Below are 14,132 nucleotides of genomic sequence, written 5' to 3' on the forward strand. Positions count from 1 at the left end.
CAGTTTACTTACATAAATTATAATTATTTATATAACTAAACAATTTTTTATTTAAATATATAAGAATTTTATCTTATTGTAAATAAGTACAAATACTTACAGTAAGTATAAGTACTTACAAACTGAAAAATCTCTTCAGAAATCTTAATATTGAAATTGACCAAAAGAAGTAAAACCGGGAGCTGCCGGCTAGTAATTAACAAAAGAAAATATCATTTTGGAATAACTTAAAATAGGTTAATTTATCGGCGTTGAACTTTAATTAAATTTTCTAATTATATTTTTTGTCGCAACCGGTATCATACATTGACGTATTTATACCGCAATTATAAAATTTTTTTAACGATATTATTTTAGTGAAAATCAATTTTCAATTACTTAAAAGAAATAAAATTAATTTGGAGGTAGAATAAATATGGCACAAATCAATCCGCACATTAATTTCAACGGAAACGCCGAAGAAGCTTTCAATTTTTACAAATCTGTTTTTGGCGGTGAATTTACAAAGATCATTCGTTTCAAGGATATTCCCGAACTTGGAAACGCGGTAACAGAAAATGAAGCGAATAAGCTAATGCATATTGCTTTGCCAATAGGTCAAAACACATTAATTGCTAATGATGTGCCGGAATTTATGGGCAAAGTGAATGAAAATGAAAACAGATCAAAAATTTCAGTAAGCACAGAAAGTCGTGAAGAAGCGGACAAAATATTTAACGGACTTTCAGCCGGCGGAATTGTTGAAGTGCCTATGAGTGAAGCGCCATGGAGTTCATATTTCGGAATGTTTAGAGACAAATTCGGTATTGAGTGGATAGTGGAATTTAATCCGAATAAATAATAAGCGATTGCGTATTTAATAAACCTCCGAGGTTGCAGCTGAAAGTATTTACAAACCCTTGTTTTATTTACCTTCAAAAATCATTTTTCGGAAATTATCTTATAACTTCCGAATGTCAATTTGAATTTTACTTTATTATTATTTGAGGATGTTCAGAGACAAATTCGGTATTGAATGGATAGTGGAATTTAATCCGAATAAATAATAAGTGATTGCATATTTAATAAACCTCCGAGGTTGCAACTCGAAAAGTATTTACAAACCTCGGAGGTTTTTATATTGCAGAATTCAAGTGTTCATTTTATTCACGCCGCAAATTCTAAAAAAAATTAATTGTGACGCATTTGATATTTCTTTATTTAATAATTAGTATAATAATGTGCTTTCTTCTCTTTGTTACAGATACATTCAAACTAAATTTTAAAGAAAGATAAAACAATGACTACAAATCAATTATTGCGGATGGACAATGTCGGAATTGTGGTAGAATCCCTCGACAACGCGGTTTCATTTTTTGAAGAACTTGGACTAAAGCTTGAAGGTCGAGCTATGATAGAAGGAGAATGGGCAGGTCGCATTACGGGACTTGGAACTCAGCAAGTTGAAATTGCCATGATGGTTACACCCGACGGACACAGCCGGATTGAACTTTCCAGATTCATTACTCCGTCAATCTCGGAAGATCATAGAAACGCGCCGGTTAACGCGCTTGGCTATCTGCGTGTTATGTTCACCGTTTCAGATATAACAGAAACTCTTGCGCGACTTAAAAAACATGGAGCGGAGCTTATCGGCGAAGTTGTGAACTATAAAGATATTTATTTGCTCTGTTATCTTCGCGGTCCGGAAGGAATCATTATCGCGCTTGCCGAAAAGATTGAGAAGTAGGGCAATAATATTTTGCTGAATTCTTTGTTGAGAAATATTCGGCAACAATAATACTTATTTGTTAATGTTAAATTGCTGCAGTTCATTAAAGCGGATAAAATATTTTTTCAATTATTTTTAATCAGAAAAAGTTTTATTTAGTCGGGTTAGCTTACCGAAACAATTCTTTATAATTTAAAATTGTAATACAATCATTTTATTAAACCTCCGAGGTTGCAACTCGAAAAGTGTTTACAAACCTCGGAGGTTTTTTAGTCAATATTAAAATTGTTAATTTAGTAATTTAATTTAAATACGTACTTTATTTATCTTTTACAAATTGGAAATTTAAAGCGAAACGGATTTGTAATATGAATAGGATTTTATTTTTTGTGTTTTTGGTTTTAACTCAGTTTTATTTTGCTCAGCAGAAAAAAAATACCCATCATTTTTGATAGTGATATGGGTCCCGATTATGATGATGTCGGAGCAATTGCAATACTCCATTCATATGCTGACAGTGGATATGTAAATATTCTTGCGATTTGTGCAAGTACAAAATACGAAGGCGTTGCGGGAGTTATGAATGTTTTCAATACATATTTTGGAAGACCCGGCATATTAATCGGAGTTCCAAAAGGAAATGCGTCGATTCAAAAGGATCCGCAGAAATGGACGGACTTTATTCTTGCAAATTATCCGCATTCTATTAAAAATAATAATGAAGTAAATGACGCGGTTTCGGTTTATAGAAAAGCTCTTGCTTCGCAGGCAAACAATAGCGTAACGATAGTTACAGTCGGTTTTCTAACAAATCTTGCCGGTTTACTTAATTCACAAGCAGATGAATATTCTCCGCTTTCAGGTTTGGATTTAATAAAGGATAAAGTTGCAAAATTAGTATGTATGGCGGGCCAATTTCCAAACGGAAAAGAATTTAATTTATTTACAGATTCTGAGGCGGCGAAAATTGTTTTTGAAAATTGGCCTTCTGAAATAATTTTCAACGGGTTTGAAATAGGTGTGAATATTAAATCTGGTCTTCCATTAATTAAGAATAAAAAATTAATCATAGTCCTATAAAAGACGTATTTAGTATTTGTATTCCAAAATCAATAAGTGATTCATTGGGAAGAATGAGCTGGGATGAAGTCGCCGTTATAATTGCCGTTAAAGGATATAAAGAGTGGTATAATGTTGAGCATGGAAAAATAATTGTTGAGGATGATGGCTCGAATAGTTGGGATAAGAACAAAGAAGGACATTATTATATTGTTCCTTCCGCTCCCTTTCCCAAAATTGAAACTTATATAAACCAATTAATACAGCATCAGCCGAATATAAAAAAACAAATGATGAACGATTATAAAAACTTAAATTTAATTGTTGGAAATTATTTTATAACTTCCCGAAGTCAATTTGAATTTTACTTTATTTTCTATTTGATCAAAAGAATTATTTATATTCAAATCCAAAAAGTCAGCGCCATTAATCTTGATAGTTTTATTTGTCGATGGAATAATTACTATTGCTTCGGAATTTTCCGGTATTGTTAAATCCAATAATAATTCATCCGGCAAATTCTTCCACTCTATATTTAATTTACCGTTTGGAGTAGGCACAATGCCTTTAGCCCACGATAGATCCGCAGTATTGGGCTGTATCTTAAAATATTTCCATCCGTTTTCTAATGGTTCCGCTCCAAGAACTTTTTGAGGAAGTAAAGCCGTTGGTCCCGATGACCATGCGTGTGACGTTGATCCTTGATCGCTTGTCCAAACATCCACATTCCACGCTTCATGCCAAGCTCCGTTAAATAATGGAGATTGAATTTGCGCGCCCCAATATTCTCTGATATAATTAACCGCCCATACCGGATTGTAATCAAAAACGGATTTTAAAACGTAATACGCAAAAGATTGTTCGCTGTTTCTTCCGCATTGAACAATATAATTAACTAGATCTGTTTTTAGAGAATCTTCAACCAAGCCGTAAAGCAGCGCGTAGACTTGTGTCTGCTGGCTGTATTTATTACTTCCAAAACTGTCTTTATATAATTTTTTATTTGGATCCCAAAGCCATTTGTTTACATTGCTTTTAATTTCTTCCGCCTTAGATGTAAATTTTCTGTAATTATTTTCGTTATTAAGAACCGACTTTGATAAAAACGCGCTTTGCAGCAAAGCCTTATAATAAAGGCAGTTCAATCCGGTTATTTCTTCTTTTTGATCCATCGGATATGTATCGGGATGATCTAAAACTATCCAGCCCGGAGCGTCTTTAATTAAACCGTGTTCGGGTTCTACAAATTTTTCAATATAATCTAAAAGTTTAAGCATATTTGGATATACTTGTTTTATAAAATCTTTATCGCCAAAATAATTGTAATATTCACCGAGCATAATTATCCATTCAATTTCATAATCAAAAAGGTAAGTCGAAGAATTTACACCAAGAAGCCAGTCGGTTGGATATCTTGTTCGAATCGCTCCTTCATTACTCCATCTTTGTGATTCGGCGCCGGAAAGTAAATTATATTTTGCTAAAAAGTTTGAGCTGCATCCAAATGAATAAAAAGAATAATTTTGTAAATATCGAGAATCACCCGCGATGTATTGTGTCTGCTCACGCCATGGAGTATCCATGTAAGTATCCTGCGAACATAATTTTACCGAGTTTCTTCCGATATCCCAAATTTTATTTAATAATGAATCTGAACATTCAAAGCTGCCTTCCTCGCGGAAATCATAATTTTTACTTATTGCCGAGACTTTAATTATTTCTACACTATCATTTCTTTGAATTGAAAAGTATCTGAATCCCCGCCACGTAGAGGGCGACCAATTTTGCACTCCGATTTTTGTTATATATTCATCGGTAAAATTTATTCTCTTAGTTGAATTAACTGTGCTATCAGATTCCAATCTTTCACCGGTTCCAATTTCTAAACAAACACCGGAATATTTTGATTTGATTTCAAATTTTGGATGACCTGTAATTTCTTTTCCGAAATCAAAAACATCCGCGTTCTTTGTACGCCAATGTTTAATTGGAGTGATTTCTATTCTAGCAAGCGGAGGTCTTTTAACCGAAACAATACTGTTCCATGGATTGATTGGAGGAATTCCAATTTCGTAAGCGTTCTCCCAATTGGAATCATTAAAATCAGTTATTAACCAATTATCCGGCATTAAATTAGAATTAAACCTTTCATTAAATCCAATTAAGTTAGGTCTCTTTTCACCATTACCGGATCTCAGCTTGCCCGTATTTTCCCATGCGGATGGATGAAAAACTTTCCAGCTTTTGTCTGATAAAATAACTTTTTCCGCCGCATTCTCTAATTCAATTTTCCCTTGAAAGAAAAACCCGCCGCGTCCTTTTAATCTGTGATGGAGCCCAATTCCATAATTGTAAACATGAGCGCTAATAATATTTGTTCCGCTGCTTAAATATTCTGAAATTTCATAATTTTCATAAACTTGAAATTCGGGATCACAATTAACCGGACATCTATCCAAAAGTTTTCCGTTTATATATACATCAGCAAATGAATAAGCAGAAATATAAACTGAAGCTTTGACCGGTTTGTCATTAAGAGTAAAAACTTTCCTTACAAGTAAATGATAATCTTCTGAAATTTCACTGTTATCCCAAATCCAATAAGCTTCAGGTTTTTCATCAATCAGCTTATCTGAAGGTCTTGAAATAAAAGAATCGCTGCAGGATGTTTGTCCAAATTTTTGATTGTTAGTTATTAGAACCAGAAAAATTAAAACATATTTAAAATTCTTTTTCAATTGAATAAAACGATTGTAATTTATCATTATATGAAATTCGCCTTTTTGATTATGAATAAAATTATAAAATTTATTCTGTAAATAATTGCATTTTAACGCTTTGAAAAACTAAGATTAAAAATACTTATTTTAACAAATGCCGGACAAAAAACTCTAACAAAATATAAGTTAAATAAAAAATTCTCATAATAAATTATATTTGGTAAATAATTTGTTTGCGTAAAAATATTTTTAATTGATCAAAATATAGAAATAAGACATAATTTTAGATTTGTATTTAGATTTATTGACGAATATTTTGTAAAAAAATAATCTATTAAAAATTAATTTGGAATATAATATTTGTGATGAATTACTTTAAAATGAAGAATAAAATTTTGATCCTAATTGTCTTATTTTTCTTTTCAAATATGTTTGCTCAGCCGAATGAAATTAGCGTTGACAACGGAATATTAAAAGTCAAATTTGATTTAACTCGCGGCGGCGCCATTTCATATATTTCAAAATCCGGAAGTGAAAGAAATCTTGTAAATGTTCATGATGAAGGCCGATACATTCAGCAGTCATATTATGCGGGAAAAAGTATTGACCGAAAATTAGATGGACAATCTCCCAATTGGTCGCCTTGGTGCTGGAATCCGATACAGGTCGGTGATGAATTTAAGAACCGTTCTAATATTTTAGATTATAAGCAGACAGATGACACTCTTTATGTTAAATGCGTTCCAATGCAGTGGGACATGAACAATAAGCCCGCGGAAGCTGAACTTGAACAGAAAGTAATTTTAATCGAAAATGTTATAAAGGTACTATGCAGAATAACTTGCCATAGGACTGATACAATTTACGGCGAAGGAAATCCGGTAGATCAGGAATTGCCCGCTGTTTACCCAATTTCTTCATTATCAAATCTATATTCGTATTTTGGTGAAAAGCCATTTTCTTACGATACACTTTCAAATCCAAAATCGGTTTTTCTTTCAAGCGGATTTTGGGGAAAATATCCAACGGTAACTGAAAACTGGATGGCGTATACTGATTCGTCAAAATGGGGAATGGCTGTCTATAATTCTCGCTGCACAGAATTTCTGGCGGGAATTTCAGGCAAACCCGGCTGTGAATCAAATGATGGATCAACTTCTTATATCGCGCCAATTAAAAAAGAAATTTTATATAAAAATTCCATTTTTGAGTATGATTATTATATCATTATTGGATCATTAGAAGAAATTAGAGACAAAGTTTATCGGATGCATTTAAATAAATTTTAGAATTAATATTGCAAAAGAATATCAATTATGTGTGAGTTAAAAAATTATTATTAGTGTAATTTGGTAAATGAAATAATAAATTTTTGTAATCATTTTTATCTAGAATTGAACCAAATTTAATTTATTAAATAAATTATGCGGAATTGATATATCGAACTATTTCTTTTATATCATTTTAAATCAACTAGTACATTTTCTATTAAAGAAATGAAAGGAAAATTCCGCAATAAATAAAACTCAAATTTACGGTTATTTTATAAATGAATAAATTACGTTTAAATCGATTATTTTACTTTACATTCACTTTTTTCTTTTTGATTTATTTTTCCACATTGAATTTAAGACCGTATCCTTTTTCTTATATCGCAAAAATAATTCCAATTATTGCAATATTAGGTTTAGCTTATAATAATCTCATCGGCAAAAAAAAATCGCTTATAATTACTGCATTAATCTTTTCCGCGATAGGCGACATAATTCTTGATTTAAATGGTAAAGGATTTTTTATATTCGGACTAATATCATTCGCAATTGCACATTGTTTTTATATATTGGCATTTTTTGCAAAACAGCAATTGCATAAAATTCAATTGGTATTTGCTTTGCTGTTTATTTTATATGGAATAACCGCGGCAATTATTTTAATACCGTATTTGGGTAAAATGCTTATTCCCGTTATCATATATTTAATTATAATTACATCAATGGCAGTTTCTGTTGCTTTAGGGAAAAATAATTATTTGGCAATTCTAGGCGCGTTTCTTTTTGTTCTATCAGATTCGCTAATTGCATTTAATATGTTTTACATAAAAATTCCTCATTCAAGTTTTTGGATTTTGGGCACATATTTTCCCGCTCAGTTTTTATTGACATACGGTTCATATAAAAAATAATTATGGGAATGATCAATCTTGGCGGGAAATAAATAAACTATTTTATGATCCGTAAAATTATAAAGCGGAAAAAGATTATGTCAAAGAAAGATGATTTAAAAAACATACTGCTTCCATTAATTAAAAACAAAGAAAAATTAGAAAAATTTCTTCTGCTTAATTCCAATTTACCGGACCAAGATCAAATTTAGAATTAATATTTGCGTTATCTGAAATTTATGAGAATGAAAAAGTATTAATAGAATGGTCTCAAATTTCCGAAGAACAGGCAGATACTAATGATCCAAAATCTTTCCTGGTTGTTTGCTCGCTCGTTTGCTTTGGCATGATTTACGCAAAAAATAAAGACAAAAAATTACTTAAAATATTAATGCGATTAGCGAATGACGGAAGGTGGCGAGTTAGAGAAGGTGTCGCTTTTGGATTTCAAATTATTGGTGAGTCGGATTTTAGCGAATTGTGCAAAATTTTTGATGAGTGGATAATCAGTTCAAATAATTATGAAAAGCGGGCAATATTGGTTTCCCTTGCGCATCCAAATTTCTTAAATAAACAAAACGCCGTTTATTGTTTGAAGATCGCGGATAATATTTTAAGCGGATTAAATAATGAAGATGGAATTGACGTTTTAAAAAAAGGATTAGAATTTACCATCAGTGTTTTTACTGCTGCAAATGAGGAAACAGGTTTTAAGTTATTTGAAAAATGGATTGGAAAAAATAAAATTATTGATAAAATACTGAGAGAAAACCTTAAAAAAAATCGTATACGAAAACTTAATAACGCAAGAACCGAACAGTTATTAAAAATATTGAATTAAGTTTTAACTCAGTTTATGCTAATCACAAATTTCAGATTTCATTATTTTTTTAATGAAGAACTTTGATATTGATAATTTCAGAAATTCAGCGCGTATTCTAAATCTGCAATTAAATCATCAACATCTTCAATTCCTATTGAAAGTCTAATTAGATTATCATTTATTCCAACTTTTTTCTTTAACTCCGCATCCATAGACGCATGAGTCATTGTTGCGGGATGACAAATAAGCGATTCAATTCCGCCGAGTGATTCCGCGAGTGAAAATATTTTCGTTGATTTTAAAACGTGATTCACTTCATTAATATTTCCATTCACTTCAAATGACATCATTCCGCCGAAGCCAAATTGCTGTTTTTTCGCAAGTTCATGCTGCTGATGATTTTGCAAACCGGGGTAATTCACCTTTTTTACTTTTTTATGTGAAGATAAAAAAGTAGCAATTTCATTTGCGTTTTGTTCATGTGCTTTCATTCGCGGAACAAGCGTTTTAATTCCTCTTAAAACCAGCCAAGAATCAAACGGAGCTTCACCCTGTCCCAAAGCATTTACCAGATAACTCAATCGCTCCGCCAATGCGGCATTTTTTACAACAATCGCTCCGCCTACAACATCGCTGTGTCCGTTCAAATATTTTGTTGTAGAATGAATTACAATATCCGCTCCCAAATCCAATGGTCTTTGATTTACCGGAGAAAGAAAAGTATTATCTACTACAACCAAAGAGTTGTTTTCATGTGCCAATTGAGAAAGTTTTTCTATATCATAAATATTCAGCAACGGATTGCTTGGCGTTTCAACCCAAACAATTTTGGTGTTTTTTCTAAATGAATCTTTAACCTCATTTTGACTATTCATATTTACGTAGCTTACTTCAATATTGAAAAGCTCTTTGTAAAGTCTTAACAATCTTTCCGTTCCGCCGTAACAATCATTTGTACAAATTATATGGTCACCTGATTTAAGGAAATGCATTACTGTTGTTATTGCTGACATTCCGGTATTTGTAACTCTTGCCAAAGTTCCGTTTTCAAGTGACGCGATATTTTCCTCTAAAGCTGTTCTTGTCGGGTTTCCGCTGCGAGTATAATCAAAACCTTTTGTTGTTCCTATATCTTCAAATTTGAATGTTGATGTTTGATAAATTGGAGTTATTATACTGTTATATGCTTTATCTTTGTCAACCCCGGCGTGTACGGTATTTGTCTTAAGTTTCATTTTATTTCCAATAAGTAATAGTAATTGTGATTAATGCGAACAGCTTCTTTCTGTAATTTTAACTTACAAAAAAGTATATAAATATAAAATAATTTGATTTTTTGCTTGATACATTGCAGTAAAAAATATAACTTTCCCCTAAATAATATATAAAGTCTTTTATGAATCAAAATTTAATAAAAATAATGTGCTGTTGTAGATGCGATAATTTTCTTGCGGAGGACTTAGCATAATTATTTTTAAATATACAATTGTTTTGATAAGCCCTAAATTTTAGGGCTTTTTTGTTTTAAAGGAAAATTAAAATTATAATAAAAGGAAAAATATGACTAACAAAAGTAATTTAATAGATGTAAACCAATTGAAGTTTAACCAAATATCAATTATTACGTTTTTGCTGTTGGGATTTATCTTAAATCTGGAAATATTGGTTTACTTTACCGCGCTAATAATGATCATCGGCTCAATAATACCGAAATTTGCGGTGTTTAAACAAATCTATAAAAATATTGTTTTGAAGAACAAATTGATAAAACCTAATATCATTGAAGATTCTCAGGCGCCTCATAACTTTGCACAATTATTAGGCGGAATTGTTCTGGCAATAGCGGGCATTTTATTTTTGCTTAACATTTCCGCAATAGGCTGGATTTTTGTCTGGGTTGTAATTTTATTGGCGTTTATAAATGTCGCGTTTAATTTTTGCATGGGCTGCTTTATTTATTATCAGCTTCACAGACTTAAAGTTGGCGGCTTGAATAAACAAACGCAAAAGGTATAAATTATGGAACAAATTCTTTTTAGGATTATTATCTCAATTACAGTATTTCTTTTATTATACTCAGTTTGGAAATATTTCAATTATAATCTTAAAACTAAATCGCAGCAAAATTTATCAAATTTTAATACTTTGGAAATTTTTAGCGGACTGCCTACAATATTATATTTTTGGTCACCTGAATGTAAGCAATGTAAATTGCAGGAACTTTACATTAATGAATCAATTTCAAAATTGGAAAACAGCGGAGGTAAAGTAAATTTTCGCAAAGTCAACGCGTTATTGGAAAACGAATTTGCGGAAAAATTTAATATAATTACTGTTCCAACAACAATTGTTTTAAGTCCAAATGGACAAATTACTTCACGTAATCATGGATTAGTGAATTCAACAAAAATATTTGAACAGTTCTAATTGTAATAATTTGTTAGGAGATAGTTCTCGATTATGATTTTAAAAGTATTATTTTTCATTTCTTTTTATTTAAGACATACTATAAATTTTTAATAATTATCAAATAATAATTTTTTTATTTTAGTGTAAATATTTTTTAGAAAAAATTTTAAGTCTAGATCCGTATACCATGGCCAAATTAAAAAAAGTTATTTTATTATTGGAATCATCACGAGCTTTCGGCAGAGATTTACTTTTTGGCATAGGGAAATATTCAAGAATTAACGGGCCTTGGTCATTTTATTGGGAACCGCGCGGATTGAAATCATCCATACCGCATTTATCCAAATGGAAAGCTGATGGAATTATAATGCGAAATTCTTTAATTAAAAAAGAATTATTGGATTTGAAGTTACCTACTATTTTGGCACTTCACGATACAAACAGACCCGCAAATATGCCAGCAATTTGTACAAACTCAGAATCTATTTCAAGACTAGCTGCCAATCATTTAATTGATATTGGATTGAAGAATTTTGCGTTTTGCGGTTATGATGATATAGAATGGTCGAATGACAGAAAATATTATTTTAAAAAGATAATTGAAGAAGCCGGATTTAATATATTTTTATACAACCAGGTTACGCATGTAAAACAAATTTCATGGCAGCAAGAACAGATTAATATGAGAAAATGGATTCAAAGTCTGCCTAAGCCGATTGGGATAATGGCGTGCAATGACGATAGAGGGCAGCAAGTATTGGAAGTATGCAAATCGCTTAGTATTAATGTACCGGAAGAAATTGCAGTAACTGGCGTAGATAACGACGCGCTTATTTGTGATTTATCGGATACTCCGTTAACCAGTGTATGTTTAAATACAGAACAAGCTGGTTATGCGGCAGCAGAACAACTTGATCATATGATGAATGAAAAACAAAAAAATTTCAACGACATTATTGTACTAGGAACTCACATTGTGCAAAGACAATCGACGAATATCCTTGCCGTTAATGATAAAGAAGTTGCCGAAGCAATAAAATTTATAAGAAATAACGCGAAGAACAAAATTCAAATTAAAGACGTAGTTAAACAAACGTGTTTGGGCAAACGTAGTTTGGAAAACAGATTTAAAAAGACGCTGCACAGAACAATCAATCAGGAAATTAGAAGAGTAAGAACCGAAATGATAAAACAAATGCTTCTCGAAACGAATTTATCAATTTCGGAAATCACTTCCATGTTCGACTTCACGAGCATAGAACACATCGCCAGATATTTCAGAAAAGAGAATGGACAAAGTTTAATCCAATTCAGAAAAATTTCACAAAAAGTATAATCTCTAAAATTTCATTTTCACAACTTTTGCGTAAAATGGTTATTTATTTACTTGATTGGGTTTTAACTTAATTTTTAATCGGTTTATTTTAAAATAAAACATTATGGGATTATCATGAAAATCATATTCATTATTATTATAGCGTTGACTCTTGTCTCATGCAATCAAACGGAAAAAGTAAACTCAGAAAATCAAACATTATTTGGCAAACTTGCGGATGGAAATGAAGTGAATTTATTTGTGCTGAAAAATACAAGCGGAGCCGAAGTAAAAATAATAGAATTCGGCGCCGTTGTAACGTCGTTGAAAATTCCCGATCGTTCAGGGAAAATAGAAGATATTGTTTTAGGTTATGACAAACTTGAAGACTATGTAAATGGTACTTCTTATTTTGGCGCAATAGTTGGGAGATATGGTAATAGAATTGGCAAAGGAAAATTTGTTCTTGACGGAAAAGAATATCAGTTAAGCGTGAATGACGGAGAAAATCATCTTCATGGCGGAAAAGTTGGATTTAATAAAGTATTGTGGAAAGGCGAAAGTGTTAAAAGTGAATTGGGTGAATCAGTTAAGTTAACATATAAAAGTAAAGACGGCGAAGAAGGATATCCTGGAAACGCGGATATAACGGTAACATATACCTTGACAGAAAATATTGAATTGATAATTGATTATTCCGCGATAACAGATAAACCTACAATTATGAATCCGACGCACCATTCTTATTTCAATTTAAGCGGCAATTTTCAAAATACGATTCTTGATAATGAACTGATGATCGACGCTGATTATTTTACACCGGTTGATAATGGACTGATCACTACTGGCGAGTTGGCGGAAGTAAAAAACACTCCAATGGATTTTACAAAACCTGAAAAGATCGGTAAAAGAATAAATGATAAATTTGAACAGCTTTCATTTGGAAAAGGATATGATCACAACTGGGTAATAAATAATTATACGGGACAAGTAAAAATGATAGCAAACTTGTATGATTCTACTTCCGGAAGATTTATGGAAATATTGACAGATCAGCCGGGGCTGCAATTTTATTCGGGTAATTTTTTAAATGGAACTTCGGTCGGCAAAAACGGAGAAAAATATAATTACAGAACGGGTTTATGCCTTGAGGCTCAAGTCTATCCTGATTCGCCGAATAAAGCGAATTTCCCAAACGCTCGGCTGAATCCGAATGAAACATATAAGCAAAAAACAATTTATAAATTTTCAATAAAGTAATTTTTATTTTATTAATGTATAATAACAGTATTTAAATAATTAAAATCATTTTTATATTTGATGGAAGTATTTGTCATTTTGAAGTGTTATATTGTTTGCGCGAAATGGTTAATAAATTTCGCGAAATGGTTTTTTTTGTAAATTTATTAAAGCTAATTTTTATGTGCATAACAAATATATAAGATGCAAATATTGGGATCATGAAGTTAATGATACAATTGAATGACTTGCAAAATAAAAAGTTTTGTTCCGTTTCATCCAAGTAATATTAATAGTGTTTTATTGTTTTTTGATAAGTTTGTTTTTTTTTGTATAAAAAATTGAAACGTTTCAATATATAATGAAACTGTTTGAAATAGTTAAAAATTATAAAAACAAGTTAAATTTAGTGAATTGGTAATTTGCAAAAGAAAGAAAATCAGAGTGAATAAAATGTTAAATGAGTACGAAACTGGCAAAAACTATAATGAAATTTTTATTTCCGGAAGAGTTAAGCATTTTCTGGAAATGTTATTTAATTATTTTTCTACTGCTGATACATCAATAAAAGTACTTAAGCATTTCTCATCGCTCGGAAATAAATTTTTTGCAGATCATTATCAATTATTTGATATGCAAATAATTTGTGTTAACCAAAATATAAAACTATGGAAGACTTTATGAACGATAAGATA

13 protein-coding genes are annotated in these 14,132 nt (G+C 31.2%); 11 read left to right on the plus strand and 2 right to left on the minus strand.

Annotated elements, in window-relative coordinates:
* Window positions 1–415: 415 nt before the first annotated feature.
* The 3 genes from IPK06_14715 (at window position 416) to IPK06_14725 (ending at window position 2,791) form a co-directional block, all read left to right on the plus strand.
* Entirely contained in the window at window positions 416–841 is a 426-nt protein-coding gene (locus tag IPK06_14715; GenBank protein ID MBK7981225.1) for a VOC family protein, read from the plus strand.
* A 438-nt stretch (window positions 842–1,279) separates the two neighbouring features.
* Window positions 1,280–1,729, plus strand: a complete 450-nt coding sequence (locus IPK06_14720) for a VOC family protein (protein ID MBK7981226.1) — start codon at window positions 1,280–1,282, stop codon at window positions 1,727–1,729.
* 399 nt (window positions 1,730–2,128) lie between these two features.
* Window positions 2,129–2,791: a nucleoside hydrolase gene (locus IPK06_14725; GenBank protein MBK7981227.1), complete on the plus strand. Its 663-nt coding sequence runs from the start codon at window positions 2,129–2,131 to the stop codon at window positions 2,789–2,791.
* 296 nt (window positions 2,792–3,087) lie between these two features.
* On the opposite strand, the gene IPK06_14730 is transcribed toward IPK06_14725, so the two are convergent.
* Entirely contained in the window at window positions 3,088–5,508 is a 2,421-nt protein-coding gene (locus tag IPK06_14730; GenBank protein MBK7981228.1) for a family 78 glycoside hydrolase catalytic domain, read from the minus strand.
* A 377-nt stretch (window positions 5,509–5,885) separates the two neighbouring features.
* On the opposite strand from IPK06_14730, the gene IPK06_14735 reads away from it, so the two are divergent.
* The 3 genes from IPK06_14735 (at window position 5,886) to IPK06_14745 (ending at window position 8,492) form a co-directional block, all read left to right on the plus strand.
* Window positions 5,886–6,779, plus strand: a complete 894-nt coding sequence (locus IPK06_14735) for a hypothetical protein (GenBank protein MBK7981229.1) — start codon at window positions 5,886–5,888, stop codon at window positions 6,777–6,779.
* Between the two features lie 332 nt (window positions 6,780–7,111).
* Complete coding sequence (locus tag IPK06_14740) at window positions 7,112–7,672, plus strand: lysoplasmalogenase (protein ID MBK7981230.1); 561 nt, start codon at window positions 7,112–7,114, stop codon at window positions 7,670–7,672.
* Between the two features lie 370 nt (window positions 7,673–8,042).
* Window positions 8,043–8,492: a hypothetical protein gene (locus tag IPK06_14745; GenBank protein MBK7981231.1), complete on the plus strand. Its 450-nt coding sequence runs from the start codon at window positions 8,043–8,045 to the stop codon at window positions 8,490–8,492.
* Between the two features lie 77 nt (window positions 8,493–8,569).
* Here IPK06_14745 and IPK06_14750 read toward each other — a convergent pair whose 3' ends face one another.
* Window positions 8,570–9,709 carry a PLP-dependent transferase gene (locus tag IPK06_14750; GenBank protein MBK7981232.1) on the minus strand — a complete coding sequence of 380 codons (1,140 nt, stop codon included), beginning with the start codon at window positions 9,707–9,709 and terminating at the stop codon, window positions 8,570–8,572.
* A 325-nt stretch (window positions 9,710–10,034) separates the two neighbouring features.
* Here IPK06_14750 and IPK06_14755 point away from each other — a divergent pair, with 325 nt between their 5' ends.
* From IPK06_14755 to IPK06_14775, 5 genes are all read left to right on the plus strand, one after another.
* Window positions 10,035–10,490: a DUF4395 domain-containing protein gene (locus IPK06_14755; protein MBK7981233.1), complete on the plus strand. Its 456-nt coding sequence runs from the start codon at window positions 10,035–10,037 to the stop codon at window positions 10,488–10,490.
* A gap of 3 nt (window positions 10,491–10,493) precedes the next feature.
* A complete protein-coding gene (locus IPK06_14760) occupies window positions 10,494–10,901 on the plus strand; it encodes a thioredoxin family protein (GenBank protein ID MBK7981234.1) in 408 nt (135 codons plus the stop codon).
* Window positions 10,902–11,070: 169 nt separating this feature from the next.
* On the plus strand, window positions 11,071–12,219 hold the full coding sequence (locus IPK06_14765; GenBank protein ID MBK7981235.1) for a DNA-binding transcriptional regulator: 1,149 nt from the start codon (window positions 11,071–11,073) through the stop codon (window positions 12,217–12,219).
* A 114-nt stretch (window positions 12,220–12,333) separates the two neighbouring features.
* Window positions 12,334–13,458, plus strand: coding sequence for a galactose mutarotase (locus IPK06_14770; GenBank protein MBK7981236.1), 1,125 nt, complete (start codon window positions 12,334–12,336; stop codon window positions 13,456–13,458).
* A gap of 432 nt (window positions 13,459–13,890) precedes the next feature.
* Window positions 13,891–14,121: a hypothetical protein gene (locus tag IPK06_14775; protein ID MBK7981237.1), complete on the plus strand. Its 231-nt coding sequence runs from the start codon at window positions 13,891–13,893 to the stop codon at window positions 14,119–14,121.
* Window positions 14,122–14,132: the final 11 nt, after the last annotated feature.

This window comes from Ignavibacteriota bacterium (assembly GCA_016713565.1).
Classification (GTDB): Bacteria; Bacteroidota; Ignavibacteria; order Ignavibacteriales; family Melioribacteraceae.